The sequence below is a fragment of the Gilliamella sp. App2-1 genome (genome assembly GCF_001690255.1).
Taxonomy (GTDB): Bacteria; Pseudomonadota; Gammaproteobacteria; order Enterobacterales; family Orbaceae; genus Gilliamella; species Gilliamella apicola_G.
On record NZ_LZGR01000039.1, the window covers coordinates 1 to 21,326 of the forward strand.

General features: G+C 36.9%; 15 protein-coding genes. 13 read left to right on the forward strand and 2 right to left on the reverse strand.

Features of this window, described 5'->3' with window-relative positions:
- Positions 1 to 126: 126 nt before the first annotated feature.
- Both A9G22_RS04975 and A9G22_RS04980 read right to left on the reverse strand, forming a co-directional pair.
- Complete coding sequence (locus A9G22_RS04975) at positions 127 to 927, reverse strand: YdgH/BhsA/McbA-like domain containing protein (protein WP_065586829.1); 801 nt, start codon at positions 925 to 927, stop codon at positions 127 to 129.
- Between the two features lie 372 nt (positions 928 to 1,299).
- On the reverse strand, positions 1,300 to 1,911 hold the full coding sequence (locus A9G22_RS04980; protein WP_065586828.1) for an NUDIX hydrolase: 612 nt from the start codon (positions 1,909 to 1,911) through the stop codon (positions 1,300 to 1,302).
- 113 nt (positions 1,912 to 2,024) lie between these two features.
- Here A9G22_RS04980 and A9G22_RS04985 point away from each other — a divergent pair, with 113 nt between their 5' ends.
- From A9G22_RS04985 to rlmB, 13 genes are all read left to right on the forward strand, one after another.
- The gene (locus tag A9G22_RS04985; RefSeq protein WP_065586827.1) at positions 2,025 to 4,505 is read left to right on the forward strand and encodes a class I adenylate cyclase; all 2,481 of its coding nucleotides are present in this window, start codon (positions 2,025 to 2,027) and stop codon (positions 4,503 to 4,505) included.
- Between the two features lie 228 nt (positions 4,506 to 4,733).
- Positions 4,734 to 5,306 (forward strand): RNA polymerase sigma factor RpoE, encoded by a 573-nt coding sequence (rpoE, locus tag A9G22_RS04990; RefSeq protein WP_065586826.1) that lies wholly within the window; start codon positions 4,734 to 4,736, stop codon positions 5,304 to 5,306.
- Positions 5,307 to 5,356: 50 nt separating this feature from the next.
- A complete protein-coding gene (locus A9G22_RS04995; protein WP_065586825.1) occupies positions 5,357 to 5,917 on the forward strand; it encodes an RseA family anti-sigma factor in 561 nt (186 codons plus the stop codon).
- 6 nt (positions 5,918 to 5,923) lie between these two features.
- The gene (locus A9G22_RS05000) at positions 5,924 to 6,907 is read left to right on the forward strand and encodes a MucB/RseB C-terminal domain-containing protein (RefSeq protein WP_065586824.1); all 984 of its coding nucleotides are present in this window, start codon (positions 5,924 to 5,926) and stop codon (positions 6,905 to 6,907) included.
- Positions 6,908 to 7,062: 155 nt separating this feature from the next.
- Positions 7,063 to 8,859 carry a translation elongation factor 4 gene (lepA, locus tag A9G22_RS05005; RefSeq protein WP_065586823.1) on the forward strand — a complete coding sequence of 599 codons (1,797 nt, stop codon included), beginning with the start codon at positions 7,063 to 7,065 and terminating at the stop codon, positions 8,857 to 8,859.
- Positions 8,860 to 8,907: 48 nt separating this feature from the next.
- Positions 8,908 to 9,909 carry a signal peptidase I gene (gene lepB, locus A9G22_RS05010; protein WP_065586822.1) on the forward strand — a complete coding sequence of 334 codons (1,002 nt, stop codon included), beginning with the start codon at positions 8,908 to 8,910 and terminating at the stop codon, positions 9,907 to 9,909.
- Between the two features lie 11 nt (positions 9,910 to 9,920).
- Positions 9,921 to 10,595, forward strand: a complete 675-nt coding sequence (rnc, locus tag A9G22_RS05015) for a ribonuclease III (protein ID WP_065586821.1) — start codon at positions 9,921 to 9,923, stop codon at positions 10,593 to 10,595.
- A complete protein-coding gene (gene era, locus A9G22_RS05020; protein ID WP_065586820.1) occupies positions 10,592 to 11,497 on the forward strand; it encodes a GTPase Era in 906 nt (301 codons plus the stop codon). Before rnc ends, era begins: the two co-directional genes overlap by 4 nt.
- A 455-nt stretch (positions 11,498 to 11,952) precedes the next feature.
- Positions 11,953 to 13,422: a hypothetical protein gene (locus A9G22_RS05025; protein WP_141669980.1), complete on the forward strand. Its 1,470-nt coding sequence runs from the start codon at positions 11,953 to 11,955 to the stop codon at positions 13,420 to 13,422.
- Positions 13,423 to 13,674: 252 nt separating this feature from the next.
- On the forward strand, positions 13,675 to 15,267 hold the full coding sequence (purH, locus tag A9G22_RS05030; RefSeq protein WP_065586818.1) for a bifunctional phosphoribosylaminoimidazolecarboxamide formyltransferase/IMP cyclohydrolase: 1,593 nt from the start codon (positions 13,675 to 13,677) through the stop codon (positions 15,265 to 15,267).
- 109 nt (positions 15,268 to 15,376) lie between these two features.
- Positions 15,377 to 16,666 (forward strand): phosphoribosylamine--glycine ligase, encoded by a 1,290-nt coding sequence (gene purD, locus A9G22_RS05035; RefSeq protein WP_065586817.1) that lies wholly within the window; start codon positions 15,377 to 15,379, stop codon positions 16,664 to 16,666.
- Positions 16,667 to 17,793: 1,127 nt separating this feature from the next.
- On the forward strand, positions 17,794 to 20,229 hold the full coding sequence (rnr, locus tag A9G22_RS05040; protein ID WP_075508461.1) for a ribonuclease R: 2,436 nt from the start codon (positions 17,794 to 17,796) through the stop codon (positions 20,227 to 20,229).
- Positions 20,230 to 20,236: 7 nt separating this feature from the next.
- Positions 20,237 to 20,998 carry a 23S rRNA (guanosine(2251)-2'-O)-methyltransferase RlmB gene (rlmB, locus tag A9G22_RS05045; RefSeq protein WP_065586815.1) on the forward strand — a complete coding sequence of 254 codons (762 nt, stop codon included), beginning with the start codon at positions 20,237 to 20,239 and terminating at the stop codon, positions 20,996 to 20,998.
- The last annotated feature ends 328 nt before the right edge of the window (positions 20,999 to 21,326 follow it).

Here is a 21,326-nt window from a genome sequence, read left to right on the forward strand (position 1 = left end):
CTGAACAAATAATTGATTTTAATTAAAAAATATAATAAATCAATTATTTAATTAAGTTGTTTTAATTGTAAACCCACGAGGAAAAATAGGTTGTTCTCGTGGGAGTGATTTTAGTAATGCACTATCTTATTTGTATAGATTTACAAAAACAGTTTGTGCTGTACTTGCTGAGTTAGATGTTACTTCTTTTACATAATAAAAATGTGCATCATTAGCAACTGCATGTTTTTGTGCAGCTGCACTGATATCGGAAGTATTGTTAAATACACCATGGAAACTAATTGTTTTGTATGGCGTCATATGTTTAAATGCTTCGCTACTTATTTCGTAAGCATCTTGACCGTGTATATCAGTTGTGGCGATATAATCTCTAACCGGTGCATCTTGGTTGTATAAGGCAACTTCAATATCTTGCGCTTGATTTTTGTTATCAGCCGACGAAATAGAATAGATATAAAACGCATAGGCATTTTTTTCAGCAGCTAATTTACTTGCATCTTCAGTAATTTGGGAAGTGTTATTGTAATTACCTTTCAATTTAACGACTTCGAATGGTAAATAGTAAAGGGCTTTTGAACGTTCATAAGAAACCACACCATTATAATTGGTTTCATCTTTTTGTACGGCAATTGGTGCATTAGATTGATAAATATTAGCATAAACAATAGCACGATCTGATGAAGTCCCATTGGCTGGAGTTTCCATTGCAGTAATATAGTAGTATTTAGCGCCGGCTTCATCGGCAGCGTGCGAAATATCATTCGCGGCATTATCAGCTTGTAAATAACTTCCGGTTACTGAGATTTCTTTCAATGGTACTAAAAGACTACTTTCTTTGGCAGTTAACGGTTGAGCAGCATAAAGATTGGCAACAGGTAATGATAAAAATACGGCTAAAGCAATAGAGGTTTTGTTAAAACATTTCATGATAGAATCCTTCATTTTTGAATTATTAAAATAGAAAATCACTGTTTAACGCTTATTTAATTTGCAGATATATTAATAGTATTGCTTCGAGAGTATTCGACCTGGCGGAGCTCCTAAAGTTTTGTCCTTGTCTGCTTGTAAAAAGCGTTAAGACATCGTTAAGGTATCTAGTTGTTTTGGCAGGAATGATTAGTAAAACAACTAGATACCTTTATAAGACGTTCAGCGATAATCCTCAAGATCTTTTCATAAAATGGAAGAATACCTAGCACTAATTGTTTAAAATGAAATAAATTGTTAAAAAAAGCGTTAACTTTTCTCCAAATAAGTAAGATTATTATTATTTTTTTAAAATTATATTTTCCATATAGCTTATGCTTGGATTTTATCGACAAATTGCTTAAGGATTTGTGCTGTTAACCCCCAAATGACCCAATTGTTATAATGGTAAAAATAGATCAAATGTTCAGATCGTTTTTGCCATTCTGGTGATCGATTCACAATAATATTGAAAGGAAAATCATCGGCAGGTTTATGCCCTACAAACATTGTTGCACGCTGTGGGGGATTATGGAGAAACCACTCAATAGGAACGGTAAAAATTTGTTCAACTTCGTCATGGTTTAGTTGCAAATCATCTAGTGTGTTTATTGTGCCTACAAATGGATAAATGGCTATGCCTAAAGTTGCAATAAATTTAGGTAATTGTCCTAAAATCGTTATTTGATTGAGGGATATACCTAATTCTTCAACAGTTTCGCGTTTGGCGGTGTATTCAGGATTGATGTCAGTTAATTCAACTCGTCCACCAGGAAAACAGATATCTCCTGGTTGCCATTTTAGTTTTTTTGATCGAACTTGAAATACTAGATGCAACTGATGATCAATATCGACGATCGGCAATAATACTGCAGCTTTGTTATCAACAAATTTAGTGCATTCTTGTTTTTTAATCTGTTTAGCTATATTTTCAATTGTTATCATAATTATTCATTTTATTCGGGATTTAAATTTATGCCCTATTTACCTTATACAAATAACATGTTAGATTTACCAAATGCGTTAGTTTAATACGCGTGTATTACCTAATTGAAGCTATGCAATATTATATCAATGACATAAAAAAAGAACTTGAAGATCTTGCTAATTTGAAACGTGAGCGTGCTCTTATTGGTATGTCTGCTGAATTTCAACAAGTATTTTTATTACTTCCTGCCCTTTTTCATTATCATACTCCTGAATTACCAGGATATATGGAAGGTGATATACCTTCAGGTATTGCTTGTTATCAATTATCTGATGATACAAATAAACTGCTTAAAAGCAAATTCAATTTTGTTGTAAATTCAAACGAAACGTCAACTAACACCCCTCTAGCAATATCAGCTTTATATTCGATGGGAAGTACGTGTTCTATTGGACAATCGGTTCAATCTGATCTTGATATTTGGATATGCATTGAAAACAGTTTAACCGATAATCAAAAAGAAGCATTACAAAAAAAATGCCGTTTAATCGAAAATTGGGCAGCTGATTTACAAGTCAAATTAACGTTATTTGTGGTTGATGCCGATCGTTTTATTAATAAGCATCATGAATGTTTAATGGGCGAAAATTGCGGATCTGCGCAGCATATTTTATTACTTGAAGAGTTTTACCGCTCCGCAAATTTATTAGCGGGAAAATTTTTGTTGTGGTTTGTAGTGCCCTATAACTTCACCGTAAATAATGTTACTTATCCTACTTATGAAAAATGTGTTAAAGCAATGGTTGATCTGAATTTAATTGAACGAGATCAATGGATTGATTTTGGTCCACTAACAGGATTATCGGCTGAAGAATATTTTGGCGCAAGTTTATGGCAACTGTATAAAAGTATTGACTCACCCTTTAAAGCGGTACTTAAAACCCTATTATTAGAAGCATATTCATGGATTTATCCACAAAATAAGCCGGTTGCTTATCAAATGAGAGAACTCATTCAAAATGGTGAAATACATACAGGAATGTATCTAGATTCGTATTACATGCTGTTAGACAGAATTAGTAAATATCTCATTGAAATTAATGATTTTCAACGACTAGAGTTAATTCGCAATTGCTTTTATTTAAAAGTGAATGAAAAACTTTCTATTCCAATGCAATCGTATTCTTGGCGTCGTGCCATTCTTAGTGATTTAGTTAAAGATTGGGGATGGAATGAACAACAAATTGCAAAATTAGATGCTTGTCAAACTTGGAAAATAGGACAAGTTCGAGAAATACACGAAATCTTGTTAAACACAATGATGATAGGTTATCGAAATTTACTCAATTTTGGTCGCCGCAATAATTTAGACTCATTGATTAGTCCTCAGGATTTAGCGATCTTAACGCGTAAACTCTATGCTGCTTTTGAAGTATTGCCAGGCAAGATCACCACTTTAAAGCTCAATATCTCTGGTAATTTGCAAGAAGACGCATTAACATTTATTCATGTAGCTGAAGATCGCATCAATCGGTCGGGGTGGTATGTTTACAATCAAAAACCCATGTTGCAATCAATTATTGGCCATCAATATTTAGAATACAGCAAATACTTAGTAAAACTGGTTGGGTGGTGTTATTTTAATGGCTTAATTGCTGATACTACCACCTTTTATTATCATGACGGTGAAAATCGAAATAACTCAAAAATCAATCAATTGATTGCGGATCTAAAAAATTACTTTCCCATTGACGTGCCAGCAGCAACCGAAGAACAGTTATATGGTCCATGCGAAATCCGTCATTTGGCTATTATTTTAAATCTAGAAGATGATCCGACAGCTAACATTGAATTAGACGATGAAGTTACCAATAGCGTACTTAATTATGGCAAACACGAATTAAGTTTGGTTGGATCGATTGATCTTCTTTATCGAAATTCGTGGAACGAAATTCGCATACTGCATTTTAGTGGTTCACTATCGATGTTGGAAGCCATTAAGGCATTATTAAATCGTATGCACAAAGATGCAGACTTGCCCAATTCAATCGAAATTTTTTGTTATAGTGAATATTTAGGTACTGAAATCAGACAACAAATGAAAAAACTGATGGATGAATGCATTGATTTACGTTTAACTACTACAAAAAACAACTTAACACAAGTTAAACCATTAAGAATTGGCGGATCTTCTTGGTATCTATTTTTTGAGCGATTAGGCGTTTCATGCCATCAATTTGAAAATGCGATCGATTTTTATGGTGCGGTATCAAATAACAAAGTACAAGGTAGACCGCTGAACATTTTAGACGAAACCAGTGAATTACCGAAAGAAATCGACAGCATTGCTTATGAAGGGATTATTCAATTCTTCTTTGAAGATACCCATTTAGGTTTTGATCTTTACATTCTAAATGAACATAATCAAATCGAAATTTACCGTAACTGCAATGGTTCAAAGGATAATATGGTTAAAGATATCAATGATTTTTATGTTCTATCTGACGATCGTTTTACATTTACTACTAGCTCAGTTAATTTTAATCTACCTCAATTTTATCAAATCGCATATAATGACTGTGGCGAACGAAAGATCACTCCACTCAATTAAAAGTTTGACAAAGATTTTTATTTTAATCATTGTGTCAAAAAATAAGTAAAATAGGTTTGTTAATATAAAAAAAGAGCAAAATTTTACAGTTAATTTACAATTAGTAAGCAATATACTCAAATTTCTATTAAAATAATGGGAACTTTTTTTTGATTTAAGAATCTAACTGTATGTCAGCACAAATTTGGGCCGATTGACAGTTATTAACATAATAAGGAAAGGCCTTTAATGGGGGAGCAAGTAACAGACCAAGTATTAGTTGATCGTGTTCTTAGCGGAGATAAAAACGCATTTAATTTACTTGTGGTTCGTTATCAAAATAAATTGGCTCATTTGGTTTCTCGTTATGTATTAGCGTCCGAAGTTCCTGATGTTGTGCAAGAGACTTTTATTAAGGCATATCGATCGTTAAGCCTTTTTAAAGGTGAAAGTGTTTTTTATACATGGTTGTATCGAATTGCGGTTAATACAGCTAAAAATTATTTAACCTCTCAAGGACGACGACCGCCATCATCAGATATTGATGCTAGCGAAGCTGAAAGTTACGAAGGAGCGAATGCATTAAGAGATCTTAATAACCCTGAAAATTTAGCACTTTCAGACGAAGTAAAAAAAACCGTATTTGCAGCGATCGAAGCGCTACCCGATGATTTAAAAACCGCAATCACCTTGCGCGAAATCGATGGTTTAAGCTACGAAGAAATTGCTCAAATAATGGATACACCAGTTGGAACAGTGCGATCACGTATTTTTAGAGCGCGTGATGCAATAGATGAAAAAATTAAACCATTACTCAGTTAATGGCTACAAATAAATTTATAAAAAGTAGTCCTAAATTTAAGGTATTTACTATGCAAATAGAACAGAAAGAGCAACTTTCATTACTTATGGATGGTGAGCTTACAAACGATTACATAGTTGATGAAGTATCACATGATGAAAATTTGCAATCATGTTGGCATCGCTATCATATTGTAAGAGACACAATGAGAGGTGAGTTGCATAGTAGTTTATTAACTTTAGATATCTCTAACCAAATTGCTCAAGCGATCGCGAATGAAGATTTATACAATCAACTTGTTGATCAGCCTAATATTGAAACAACCACACCACCAAAAGTAGAGAATTTAATTTGGATTCATGTTAAAGATTTTTTTTCCAAAGTAAGCCAAGTTGGACTTGCTGCGTGTGTAACTCTTGGCATTATTGCAGGCGTGCAATATCATCAAGGGCGAACAGATAATACGAGTGTAAGCCCTACATTAAACACTGTACCTGTTGGCGTAAATGTAGCTCAGGTGGGTGGAATTCATCAACAAAACGATCAGCAATTACTTGAAAAACGACAATATGACAAAATTAGATTGCTTGTACAAGATTATGAATTACAAAAAAGATTAAATGCTCATTAATTCGTAATGAAATTACCAAATTATTTCGTTGAACATATTATAAAACAGAGTAAAAATATTATATTCACTCTGTTTTTTGCGTTTTTTTCAGTATCGATTTATGCCAACGATACTGAGGAAGCTTTAGCGCTATTAAACAAAATGAATAGTGCTGTACAAACGCAAGATTACCGTATTTACTTCTTATCTCAAGATAAAAATCAGTATGTAACCACATTCGAATATAGCCATTTAGGCGCTATTGCAAAAGAAGATATTAATGCATATTTGCGTTATCTTGAAGGTCCCGATAAAGAGATTATCTTGCATAAGGGCATAACCAGTTACTTTCAGCCTGATAGCGCATCTTTTTCTATCACTAGTTCGCGCATTATCGAGGCTTTTCCTGACGTTATTTATAATAATTTTAACGACCTCAAAGATGTTTACGACTTTATTGCATTAGGCAAAGCAAGGACAGCTAATCGAAGTGCGCAGTTGGTCAAAATCATCGCCAAAGAACAGGATCGTTATAGCTACGTAATTTGGATTGATGATGATACTTCTTTACCGATTAGGATCGATTTATTAGATCAAAATAGCATCATTATTAACCAGATAAAAGTGATCCAACTTGATAAAAATTTTGATAAAAAAGAGCTAGCAAACTACATTAACAGCCGAACTTATCCAATTTTATTATCGATCGAAAAACAAAATAATGCGTTCGACCAATGGCGACTGGCTTGGTTACCTAAAGGATTTAAAGAAATAGCCACCTATAATTTAAATTTTTACAGTTCTGATATTGCGACTAAACTGTTTTCAGATGGTGTATTTTCGTTTACGGTTAATATCTCCGCTGAACAAGCTAAGCAATCCAACCAAATTATTCAACAAGGTGGAAGGACTATATATTCAACTAACGTGGGGCACAAAAATATTATTGTTATTGGTAATTTACCGCTAACGACCGTTGAGCGTATTGCGCAAAATATTATCCAGAAATAAGTGCAAACTTCTCGATAACGCTATGCTTAGCAGTGATAAATGTGTAAAATGTTCCTCTTTCTGACTATGTAATTATTAGCAATATTGGTAATAACCAAAAAACGCTTTAGATAGTTAACTGTTAATAACCAAGATACTAATTATAATTTATTAATATGAATAAAAATATCCGCAATTTTTCAATTATTGCCCATATTGACCATGGTAAATCAACGCTTTCAGACCGCATAATTCAAATTTGTGGTGGACTTTCAGATCGCGAAATGGAAGCCCAAGTGCTCGACTCAATGGATCTTGAACGTGAGCGAGGCATTACAATTAAAGCACAAAGTGTAACACTTGATTATCATGCTAAAAATGGCGAAATCTATCAGCTCAATTTCATCGACACGCCAGGTCATGTTGACTTCTCATATGAAGTCTCGCGTTCGCTCGCTGCTTGTGAAGGGGCTTTATTAGTTGTGGATGCAGGGCAAGGCGTTGAAGCACAAACGCTAGCAAACTGCTATACTGCGTTAGATATGGATCTTGAAGTTGTCCCTGTTCTTAACAAAATTGATTTACCCGCTGCAGAACCAGAGCGCGTAGCGGCCGAAATTGAAGACATTGTTGGCATTGATGCAAGTAATGCCGTTCGCTGTTCGGCTAAAACTGGTGTAGGTGTTATTGATGTGCTTGAACAATTAGTTAGTGACATTCCTCCACCAGAAGGTGATTCGAATGCACCATTACAAGCACTTATTATCGATTCGTGGTTTGATAATTACTTAGGGGTGGTTTCATTAATCCGCATTAAAAATGGCGAATTAAACAAAGGGGATAAGATCAAAGTCATGAGTACAGGCATGACTTATAATGTTGATCGTCTTGGAATTTTTACGCCGAAACAAGTCGACAAACAGTGCTTGCATTGTGGCGAAGTGGGCTGGGTTGTTTGTGCTATCAAAGATATATTAGGTGCGCCAGTCGGCGATACCTTAACCTTAGCAAAAGCACCTGCACAAACCCCCTTACCGGGATTTAAAAAGGTTAAACCGCAAGTTTATGCGGGACTATTTCCAACCAGTTCTGACGATTACGAAGCTTTTCGTGATGCCCTTGGTAAATTAAGCCTAAATGATGCCTCACTGTTTTATGAGCCCGAAAATTCAGGCGCTTTAGGATTTGGATTTCGTTGTGGTTTTCTTGGTTTATTGCATATGGAAATTATCCAAGAACGTTTAGAGCGTGAATACAATCTCGATCTGATTACTACCGCACCAACGGTTGTTTATGAAGTGTTAACCACGTCAAATGACATTATCTACGTGGATAGCCCAGCAAAATTACCTGCTGTAAATAATATACAGGAATTACGTGAACCGATTGCAGAATGTAACATACTTGTTCCACAAACTTATTTAGGTAACGTCATCACTTTATGTGTTGAAAAACGCGGCGTGCAAACCAACATGGTTTATCATGGTAATCAAGTTGCTTTAACGTATGAAATTCCAATGACGGAAGTTGTATTAGACTTTTTTGATAAACTAAAATCGACTTCGCGTGGGTATGCCTCATTAGATTATAGTTTTAAACGATTCCAAGCTGCTGACATGGTAAGATTGGATGTATTAATTAACGGTGAGCGAGTGGATGCATTAGCTTTAATCACCCATAAAGATAACGCTCCATATCGAGGGCGGGAATTAGTCGAAAAAATGAAAGATCTTATTCCTCGTCAACTATTTGATATCGCCATTCAAGCGGCTATCGGCAATCATGTCATAGCACGCTCAACCGTAAAACAACTACGTAAAAACGTATTAGCCAAATGTTATGGTGGTGATGTAAGTCGTAAAAAGAAACTTTTACAGAAGCAGAAAGAAGGTAAAAAACGTATGAAACAAGTTGGTAATGTTGAATTACCGCAAGAAGCGTTTTTAGCGATTTTGCATGTAGGAAAAGATTAATTAATTAAAAACAAATCGATAAGAAGATTTATTTAAAGAGGAAGAAAAATGGCTGGGACGTTTGCCATCATATTAACACTAGCAACATTTATTACGGGTATTTTTTGGTTTTTAGAAAAATTTAAATGGAAACCAGCAAGGCAGCGTAAAGTTGAAGAAGTTCGAATCCAAAGCAATGGCGAAGTAGATGGAAAAATACTTGCCGAAGTTGGTAAACCCAAAGGCTGGGTCGAAAGCTTAGCATCGTTTTTTCCTGTTTTGTTTGTGGTGTTTGTTATTCGTTCATTTATTTATGAACCGTTTCAAATTCCATCAGGGTCAATGATGCAGACTTTATTAGTCGGCGACTTTATTGCGGTTGAAAAATTCTCTTATGGCGTACGTGATCCTATTACCAACTCCGTCATCATCCCGACAGGACAACCCAAACGTGGTGATGTGGCTGTATTTAAACACCCAAATATTCCCCAAATGGATTTGATTAAACGCGTTGTTGGTTTGCCCGGCGACAAAATCGTCTATCTGGTTAAAGAAAAGCAAATTTTAATCTATCCAGCATGCCAAATAACGGATTCCAATTGTGTAGGGCAACAATCACAGCCACTCGATTTACATTACAGCGAACGCAAACCAAGTAACTGGAAAGAAGTGCACGAACAGTTCAAATCAAACCCTAATTTTTATACGCTAGATCAATATGTTGATAAAGGTATTGTCAATTCTGAATCTATCGTGACATTGAATATGAACATTCAACAAGAAACTTTAGGTGGCATGCCACACAATATTTTAACAACGCAAGGTACGCAAGAAGATCCAAACTATTATTATCACCAAAAAGATCAACCTGTTGCCACTTGGGTCGTGCCACAAGATCATTACTTTATGATGGGCGACAACCGAGATAACAGTGGCGATAGCCGATACTTTGGTTTTGTGCCCAAAGCCAACTTTGTTGGTAAAGCAACAGCAATTTGGATCAGCTTTGAAAAACAACCAAACGAATGGCCAACGGGAATCCGCTTTAGTCGTATTGGTCGCATACATTAAAAACCAAAACTATGAAAAAATTTACTCAAATACAACAATCAATCGGTTATCAGTTTCAAGATATATCTCTACTTGAATTAGCACTTACTCATCGAAGTGCTAATAAACTACATAACGAGCGTTTAGAGTTTTTAGGGGATTCTATTTTAAGTTTTGTCATTGCCGATGAACTCTATCACCGTTTTGTCAAACAAGACGAAGGCGACCTAAGCCAAATGCGAGCAACGTTAGTTTGCGGGCAAACACTTGCCGAAATGGGCAAAGATTTCAAATTAGGTGATCACCTAATTTTAGGACAAGGCGAATTAAAAAGTGGTGGATTTCGTCGTGAGTCGATTATTTCTGATGCCGTTGAGGCCATTATTGGTGCCATTTACTTAGATAGCAACATTGAGACAATTCGCCAGCTAATCTTATCGTGGTATCAAAGCCGTTTAAACCAAATCCAACCAGGTATTAAACAAAAAGATGCAAAAACAAGATTGCAAGAATATTTACAAGGAACTCATCGCCCCCGCCCATGCTATTTGATACTAGAAGTCATCGGCGATAACCACGAGCAAGAATTCTTAATTCAATGCAAAATCGATAACGATAGTCGCCAATATTTAGGTCGTGGCTTAAGTCGCCGAAAAGCAGAACAAACTGCCGCACAAGAAGCACTCAACCAATTAGGTATAAAATGATAGAAACAACACAACATTGTGGATTTGTCGCCATTATTGGGCGACCAAATGTAGGTAAATCAACACTATTAAACCAGTTACTTGGTCAAAAAGTTTCGATTACATCACGCAAAGCGCAAACGACCCGCCATCGCATTGTCGGTATCGACACACAGAATAATGACCAAATTATCTATATTGATACACCTGGACTCCATATTGAAGAAAAAAGAGCCATTAATCGCTTAATGAATCGTGCAGCAAGCAGTTCAATTGGTGATGTGGAGCTAGTGATTTTTGTAGTTGAAGGGACACATTGGAATGACGATGATGAAATGGTCGCTAACAAACTAAAAGACTGCAAAAGTCCAGTTTTGCTAGTCATTAATAAGATTGATAACGTTACCGACAAAACACAACTATTACCGCATATTCAAACAATCAGCCAAAAAATTAACTTTCTTGATGTTGTGCCAATTAGCGCTGAAAAAGGTGAAGGTGTTGATATTATCAAAAATATCGTCAAAAAACACTTACCCAAAGGCGAACACCATTTCCCAGAAGATTACATTACCGATCGGTCGCAACGCTTTATGGCATCGGAAATCATCCGTGAAAAACTGATGCGTTTTTTAGGTGATGAATTACCTTATTCGGTAACTGTTGAAATTGAACAATTCAAAGTTGACGAACGTAATGGAATGTATCGAATTAATGGATTAATTTTAGTTGAACGCGATGGACAAAAGAAAATGGTCATCGGCAATAAAGGTGAAAAGATCAAAAAAATAGGGATTGAAGCTCGTAAAGACATGCAGTCATTTTTTGATAATAAAGTCCATCTAGAGCTTTGGGTAAAAGTCAAAGCAGGTTGGGCGGATGATGAACGAGCATTACGAAGTTTAGGCTATAGTGATGATTAAAGATCTTACTCGATCTTTTTTGATTAATCAGGCATATTTATGCCTGATTTTTTTTAATTTCACTTTAAAAACGTTTAGCGCTTTACAAAATAAAAATAAATAAAATCAATGCGATATTTGCATGTTTTTTCTATAAAAAACACACTAATTTTTTACAACATCTGAAGGCTATTATTTATTGCTATTTATTTGAGGCTAGAATACGCCAACAATTTCAACTCAATTAAAAATATTTTATATTCAAACACTAGCTTTCTGAAAATTTTCAGGCTTTTCACAAAACCTAATTGAAAAACAATTAACAAATATTTACAAATATTTAACTAAAAAAGTAGTCAATTTCTTTCTAAGCGGTTATAATTTAAACTAATTAAAATAAATGTAGCTTATTCTAAAAGCTAACAACCCAAAAAGATAAATAACACAAAAGATCACTTGACGGATGGGAAGTTATGTTGTATGGCCTGAACATAAGGAACTGGCAACCTTATGTATTAAACTTTTTAAAGTATCGCTCTAGCCGAGTATTTTCTGCAACTTTATTTTTATCATCTAAATTATTTTTAGTATTGGCTTCGTTATTGTTATCATATTCATTAGATTCACAAGCTTTATCAGCCACTACCATCAATACCATCCAAGGTACCGCACCATATTTAACGTTTAATGATGGTATAACAAAAGCTTATGAAACTGATGGATTATTAGGTATCACCTTATCGGATGGTACAACTATTACTCAAAAAAACAATAATTCATCACCCGCAACCCCAATAGTATTACCTAATGTAAATGAGAGTTTTGCTGATATTAGTATGTTTATACCCACATCAAAGAGTTCAATCGATTTAAGTGCACTTATTGGTGATTCTTATAACTACTGGAGAGATGATGATGGCGATGGACAGGGCACAAATGGCGTAAGTGCAACAGGTAGTTTAGAGGTTAACATCACCGATAAATATGATCACGCAGTGGAGCGTAGTGAAGTTTTGAATGTTTGTAATTCACCTTATAAAGTGGTATTAAGAAGCTCAGGTAGTAGTTTAAGTACGCTGTATGGTTCACCTAAAATTAGTCTTTTCGAAGACAGGACAGAAACTTATTATATCAATCCAAAAGCATCTTTTGCAATTTGTTACTTAAAAACTGATAATATACAAAATGAAACAGTGGATTCCATCGGTCCTGCTGACATATGGAAATCTGGTCAAGGTTTTATTACTCAATCTACCACACCCGCATCTTATAACCGTAATTTTCCGACCACAGGTGCTGATGGTTTATATTTTTATTTAGATATAATAGGAAGTGAAAGTGGTCCACTAGTTTGGGCTCCGGTCACGCAAGGGGGGATAACTGCCACCATGACACCGAATAAAAGCGGTACTAATGTTCGGGTTACACTAACAGGTCCAGAAGCAAGAGGTCAATGGGACAGCGACAAACCTAATCCAATGCCAAAACCTACCTTACCACAGTTATTCGAATTAGAGGGTAAAGATAGTAGTGGGCAAACGGTGTTAAAATATGGATTTGTTTTGCAAAAGTGGTTTGTCAGTCGCGGAAGTAAAATTGATTCAGCTCCCGCCACAGCAACGTGGTGTACAAGCCTAGGATATCGTCTTCCACAAGTAAAAGATCTTACCAATGCAGGTTGTTTTAGTGGAAACATTGCACTCTGTGAAGGTTCAGTTGGTGCCACGCCGCCATCAAATAATAATAATTACCAGCGCCGGATCGGCGCAGGTTTTCTCAGCGAATGGGGTAGTTTGTTAAGTTACACCGATTTTCGAGCCACTTCATATCTCTGGACAAATGATGAGAAGGATAGCACTCATCATTTCATGGTCTCAACGACAGATGGTATGATTAGCAACAATAGCAAAGATTGGAACTACAATGGGATATGCGTCTATCCTTAGCGTTTATTTCTTGATCTTTGAATGGCAGATTGGATTATGTGTAATTAAAGTCAAGTCGACCAAAGAAAAGTTGCTCCAGCTTTAGGAGGAGCAACCATAATTGTTAAGCGTTAATTCTATGATAAAAGTCAAACATTATCATTCACTGTTTCGATATTTTTTAACAAGTTAATACTCAACATCTATCTTTAATTTATATATAATGTTGGCTCAATAACTAAGATTGTAGATATCAACTTCGGAGCCTCCCTCATGCAGCAGTTTCGTCCCATCCGCCGTGCTTTACTTAGTGTGTCCGATAAAACCGGTATTTTAGAGTTTGCCAAAGCCTTATCAGAACGAAATGTGGAACTTCTTTCAACAGGGGGAACGGCAAAATTGTTAATGGAAAACCAGATACCTGTAACAGAAGTTTCTGACTATACCGGATTTCCTGAAATGATGGATGGACGAGTTAAAACGTTACATCCCAAAATTCATGGGGCGATTCTAGGGCGACGAGGGATTGATGATGACGTGATGCAACAACATCAAATTACGCCAATCGATATGGTGGTTGTCAATCTTTACCCATTTGTACAAACGGTTTCTAACACCAATTGCACGTTAGAAGAAGCCGTTGAAAACATCGATATTGGTGGCCCGACGATGGTACGATCGGCCGCTAAAAATCATAAATATGTCGCCATTGTGGTTGATTGTGGTGATTATGCCAATATCATTAACATGATGGATGATAACCAAAATTCCCTTTCTTTTGAATACCGCTTTAACCTTGCAATTAAAGCCTTTGAACACACAGCTAAATATGACGGCATGATTGCCAACTATTTTGGGCAATTAGTCCCCCCGTATATGGGTGAAACCAATGAACCATCGGGTGAGTTTCCTAGGACGTTAAATCTACAATTCATTAAAAAACAGAATATGCGTTACGGCGAAAATGCCCATCAGCAAGCAGCTTTTTATGTTGAGCAAGATGTCAAAGAAGCCTCGATTGCCACAGCAAAGCAACTGCAAGGTAAAGCACTTTCTTATAATAATATTGCTGATACCGACGCTGCACTTGAATGCGTAAAATCATTTGACGAGCCCGCTTGTGTGATTGTAAAACATGCAAACCCTTGTGGTGTTGCCGTTAGCGATAACATTCTAAACGCTTATGAAAAAGCCTTTAAAACAGACCCAACTTCAGCTTTTGGTGGCATTATTGCGTTTAATAGAGCGTTAGATGCTAAAACCGCCCAAACGATTGTTGATAAACAATTTGTTGAAGTGATTATTGCACCTTCAGTCAGCCAAGAAGCACTCACCATCATACAAGCTAAAAAAAATGTGCGCGTGCTTGAATGTGGCGAGTGGTCAACATCAGCGTCGGCAAGTTTAGATTTTAAACGTGTCAATGGTGGTTTGTTAGTGCAAGATCGTGATGTAGGCATGATATCGCCAGATGTATTAATGGTAGTCACCAAACGTAAGCCAACAGACCAAGAGCTTTCCGATGCGCTATTTTGTTGGAAAGTGGCTAAATTTGTTAAATCGAATGCCATTGTTTATGCAAAAGATAACATGACAATTGGTATTGGAGCAGGTCAAATGAGCCGAGTTTATTCCGCAAAAATCGCGAGCATTAAAGCGCAAGACGAAAATCTAGACGTTGCAGGTTCTGTTGTTGCATCAGATGCGTTTTTCCCATTTAGAGATGGAATTGACGCTGCTGCCGCTGCAGGGGTGACTTGTGTTATTCAGCCAGGTGGATCGATTCGCGATGACGAAGTGATCCAAGCGGCGAATGAGCACAATATTGCGATGATTTTTACTCATATGCGCCACTTTAGACATTAATGATTTATAAAATGAGTCAGTCATTAATTTATTAAAATAGATTACTTGGTTTTGTCAAACTTAAAAATTGACACTCCTTTTTTAGGTTGAAGTATTTAAAGGATCTTTTATGAAAGTTTTAATCATAGGTAATGGTGGGCGTGAACATGCACTTGCTTGGAAAGTCACACAATCGCCATTAGTATCAAAAGTCTTTGTTGCGCCAGGTAATGCAGGTACTGCACTTGAATCAGGCTTAGAAAATATTAATATTAAAGCAACCGATGTGGGGGGATTACTCAATTTTGCCCAACAAGAACAAATCGATTTAACTATAGTGGGACCCGAAGCTCCGTTAGTAATTGGCATTGTTGATAGCTTCCAAAAAGCGGGATTAAAAATCTTTGGACCAACTAAAGCCGCTGCACAACTTGAAGGGTCAAAAGCCTTTACTAAAGACTTCTTAGCTCGCCACAAAATCCCCACCGCAGAATATCAAAACTTTACCGAAGTCGCTCCAGCCATTGCCTATATTCGTGAAAAGGGTGCACCGATTGTGATTAAGGCTGATGGGCTAGCGGCAGGTAAAGGGGTGATTGTTGCCATGACAGTGAAAGAAGCTGAAGATGCTGTCCGTGATATGCTAGCCGGTAATGCCTTTGGTGATGCCGGTCACCGAGTAGTGATTGAAGAGTTTCTCGATGGTGAAGAAGCCAGCTTTATTGTCATGGTGGATGGCAAAAATGTCGAACCCATGGCAACAAGCCAAGACCATAAACGAGTTGGTGATGGTGATACAGGATTAAATACTGGTGGTATGGGGGCATATTCGCCAGCACCAGTGGTGAGTGATGCTGTTTTTAAACGAATAATGGATGAAATCATCTACCCAACGGTTGATGGCATGGCGCAAGAAGGCAATGTTTATGTTGGCTTTTTATATGCAGGTGTAATGATTGATAAAGAAGGTAATCCAAAAGTTATTGAGTTTAATTGCCGATTTGGCGATCCCGAAACACAGCCAATAATGATGCGAATGCAATCAGATTTAGTCAGACTCTGCTTGGCTGCAGTTGATGGTAAATTAGATACCGTACAATCAAAATGGGATCCAAGACCTGCATTAGGCGTGGTGCTAGCTGCAGGTGGCTACCCAGGCGAATATAATACCCAAGATGCGATTTTTGGACTACCGGCAGAATCAACCGATGATTGCAAAATTTTCCATGCCGGTACTAGTTTAGAAAATGGCAACTTATACACCAACGGTGGACGAGTGTTGTGTGTGACCACATTAGGAAATACGGTACTCGATGCACAACAGCGTGCTTATCAGCAAATAAAAAGTATTTATTGGCATGGCTGTTTTTATCGCCATGATATTGGCTATCGTGCGATTGAGCGGGAACAAAACAAATAGTGGTGATTGGTTGTTTTTTTGAAAAAAACAACCAACTACTAACTAACAATTAGTCAGAAAACGTATTGATTTTATTTAATTTATTTTTTTAGAATTTTTTTGAATTAAAACTTCTGCTAACCCTTTTTCTAACAACAATTTAAAATTCAATAAAATCAGTATATTAAAAAACAGCTCAAAAAAAGGGTTTTCAAAGATGAAATTGTCGTTTATCTTTATAAAGCAGGGCTTATCGAATCTTAAGCTCTACTTTAACGCCGTATAGGCGGTTTAGAAAAGTTTGATGCGCTCAATCTCTCAATGATATCTCTTTAACGCCGTATAGGCGGTTTAGAAATTAGCAAACAGCTCAGCTCTAACAGATTCTATCTTTAACGCCGTATAGGCGGTTTAGAAAATTCTAGAAGGTAAAATGGTTATACGTCAAATCTTTAACGCCGTATAGGCAGTTTAGAAATAGCTCCCTCTAAGCTGATGAAAGAATAACGCCTTTAACGCCGTATACGCGGTAATTAAAATAAAATCATCAAGATAATTATAAAAACAAAATAACCTCCAAAAATAATTGACTATGTTGTTTGTCTTATTCCTGTGTCAGAATATGACGCTAATATAGTCAGTTAGCACGCTAAATAGGGATGTTTGGCAAGGCTATGCTATGCTTTGCCGAGAGCCAAATTTGTTTGGAACAAATTCGAGCATCTAAGCAAATCAAAGATGGCCTCGATGAGGGCGAGTATCAGGATGATACGAGTAATTGCGCTGGGCAGCAGAAGGTCTCATTCTGCTGCCCAGCGCGGGGGGGTTTTTAGGGGAATTCGCAAAAAACTAACTCGGACGTGGTCATTATAGCTATTTGGAGCACCTAAACGACAAACGTCCGAAACCACTGCACCCAATTTACTCCATTCACAAAAATAAAAAGGCTTTATTTTTCGGCAACAAACGTTCCCATTATTTGGAATTTTGATTCTTATCGTTTTTTAAGTCTAGTATCGAATACTGACAAAATCCTACATTAAAATAGGTTAACAACATTTTGACGCTTGTTTATAAATTGAATCTTCATTTTAAGTTATAGCACTCTATGTTATGCTAGCGCTAATATTAGTCACAGGATATCCCTTATGATAAAAGATCCATTTTTTGATCGCGAAGCTGAGAAGTATGATTCCCCTATTGCTAGCCGTGAGCTTATTTTAGATTACCTTAAACAAGAAGCAAAACCGGCAAGTTTAGAAAAAATTGCCCAAGCTGTTGCTATTAAAGATGAAGAACAAAAAGTGGCGTTGCATCGTCGCTTGCGGGCTATGGAGCGTGACGGGCAAGTTGTGTTTACGCGCCGTAAATGTTATGCCTTACCTGAAAAATTCGACATGGTTAAAGGCAGTGTAATTGCGCATCGTGATGGATTTGGTTTCTTACGCGTTGAAGGGCGTCTTGAAGACTATTTTTTATCGCCAGAGCAAATGAAAAAAGTTTTACAAGGTGATGTGATCTTAGCGCAGCCAATGGGCACTAAATATCGTGGAAAAATGGAAGCTCGGGTTGTACGAATTTTAGAACCACGCAATAATCAAATTGTTGGGCGATATTTTGTTGAGCAAGGCATTGGTTTTGTTGTGCCTGATGACAGCCGTTTAAACTTTGATATTTTAATTGCTGGCAAACCTGATCGCACGGTTCGTATGGGAACGGTAGTAGTGGTTGAATTACAGCAACGTCCTGAACGTCGTCAAAAAGCCGTTGGCATCATAAAAGAAGTGCTTGGTGAGATCATGGGGACTAATTTGGCGATTGATATTGCACTGCGAAATCACGAAATTCCTTATGAATTACCACAAGCTGTTGAAAAAGAAGTGAGCAAATTTACCGAACAAGTGCCAGAAAGTGCTAAAAAAGGGCGAAAAGATCTGCGTCAATTGCCTTTAGTCACTATTGATGGTGAAGATGCACGGGACTTTGATGATGCGGTTTATTGCCAAAAAAATCGTGGTGGGGGCTATCGTTTATGGGTGGCGATTGCCGATGTGAGTTATTATGTTAGACCTGATAAAGCCTTAGATAAAGAAGCCTGCTTGCGTGGTACATCGGTTTACTTTCCATCACGAGTTGTACCAATGCTTCCCGAAGTATTATCTAATGGACTTTGTTCGTTAAATCCACAAGTTGATCGTTTATGTTTAGTTTGCGAAATGACCGTGTCTAACAAAGGGCGATTAACAGGCTATGAGTTTTACGAAGCGGTGATGAATTCACATGCCAGATTAACCTATACTAAAGTAGCTAAAATTTTAGAGGGTGATAAAGCGCTACGTCAACATTACCAAGAGTTAGTGCCACATCTTGAGAATCTATATGGATTATATAAAGTGCTTGATAATGCACGAATTGCACGCGGTGCGATAGGGTTTGAATCAGATGAGCCAAAATTTATTTTTAATGCTGATAAGCGTATCGAAAGTATTGAGCTTGCGCAACGTAATGTCGCACATAAAATTATTGAAGAGTGTATGATTTTAGCCAATGTTTCGGCAGCAAAATTAGTGATTGATGCGCAAGTGCCATCATTATTCCGCGTGCATGACCGGCCAGATGAAGATCGAATGAGCAATCTGCGCAGAGTATTAAGTGAGCTTGGCTTATCGCTGGGTGGTGGCGCCAGTCCAAAACCGAAAGATATCGCCGAATTAATGACGGTGGTTGAAACGCGTCCTGATCATGATATGTTGCAAACGGTAATTTTACGCTCCATGAAGCAAGCCATTTATGATCCTGAAAATCGAGGGCATTTTGGTTTAGCGCTTGAGGAATATGCGCACTTTACCTCGCCAATTCGTCGTTACCCAGATTTGTTATTACATCGAGCGATTAAATGGATCTTAGCTGACCAACAGCATAAAACCAGTAAGACTGGCGGACATTGCTATACCACTAGCGAAATGCTCTACTTTGGTGAACATTGTTCAATGACCGAACGGCGTGCTGACGAAGCTGTGCGTGATGTGGTTGATTGGCTCAAATGTGATTATATGCAAGATCATGTCGGTGAAGTATTTAACGGTACGATTTCAAGCGTGGTTAATTTTGGTTTCTTTGTTCGATTAGACGATTTTTTCATTGATGGTTTAGTGCATGTTTCCTCGTTAGAAAACGACTATTATATTTATGATGCCTCGCACAATCGTTTAATTGGTGAAAATACACGTTTTACTTATCGTTTAGGCGATAAAGTGCAAGTAAAAGTCGATAATGTTAATCCAGAAGAACGTAAAATTGATTTTTCGCTGGTTGGCAGTAATAATAAGCCAAAACGTCAAGGTAAAACAGCAAAAGAAAAGTCTAAACAAGCCCAAACCGATCCGCATGCTGATTTGCCGCTTAAGCGAAAAGGTAAAAAAACAACTAGCGAAAGTCGTGCTAAACAAAGTATTAAAAAAAAGGCAAAATCAAGTGCTAAACTAAACACGAAAGTTGAAGTGAAAGCTAAAAGTAAAAAACGTAGCAAATCGAAACCAAAATCAAGTAATAAAACAAAATCAGTCAATAAAACAAAAGAGTAGCAAATAAATGAGTGAAACAGTTTATGGCCTGCACGCCATTGAAGCATTATTAACACGTTCGCCAGAAAGAATTATTGAAGTATTTATTATTAAAGGGCGTGAAGATAAACGCCTTATCGCCGTTGTGCGTCAATTAGAGCAGCTTGGCTTGCCAGTGAAAATCGCTAATCGCCAATGGTTAGATGAAAAATCTAAAAATGGGGTACATCAAGGTATTTTAGCCATGGTTAAACCAAGTCGAGGTTATCAAGAAAATGATATTCCTTTACTTATGGAAGGGCAAACAAACCCCGTTATCTTAATTTTAGATGGTGTGACCGATCCGCATAATTTAGGCGCTTGCATAAGAACCGCTGATGCCGCGGGTGTGGATTTTATTATAGTGCCAAAAGATCGCTCAGCCCCCCTTAACTCGACAGCGCAAAAAGTAGCGTGTGGAGCGGCTGAAAGTATACCGGTGGTTAGAGTGACCAATTTGGCACGCACGATGCGAATGTTACAAGATGAATATCAAGTTTGGATTGTGGGGACTGCTGGCGAGGCAGATAGAACGCTTTATCAAACTGATTTTTATAAAACATCAACAGCGACTTCACTTGCTTTGGTGATGGGTGCGGAAGGTGAAGGGATGCGCCGTTTAACAAAAGAACATTGTGATGAATTAGTCAGCATTCCCATGGCTGGCATTGTGTCATCACTTAATGTGTCGGTAGCAACGGGTGTTTGTTTATTTGAAATTGTTCGGCAAAAATCAGCCATCAAAATCTAACTGAATGGTCATAACGGTATTGATTATCTCAATACCGTTATGACCTAATTCTATGAGTAATTGTGCTACGTAGACCATAGAATTGACTAAAATAATAATACCATTTCTATTTTTAGCTTGCTCAATCACTCTTTTCTAACATTTAATGACCTTATTTGTATTATTTCCTTATTTGTTAGAATTACTCGCATTATTTACAATAATTTTAGAAGCTACAGTAATTTTAGAAAGTACGGTAATGAATATACATAAAAAACAAAACTAATGCTTTATCACCGACAAGAGATATAGCGAACGCTTATATCATAAAGAAGAAGACTGTCACTGA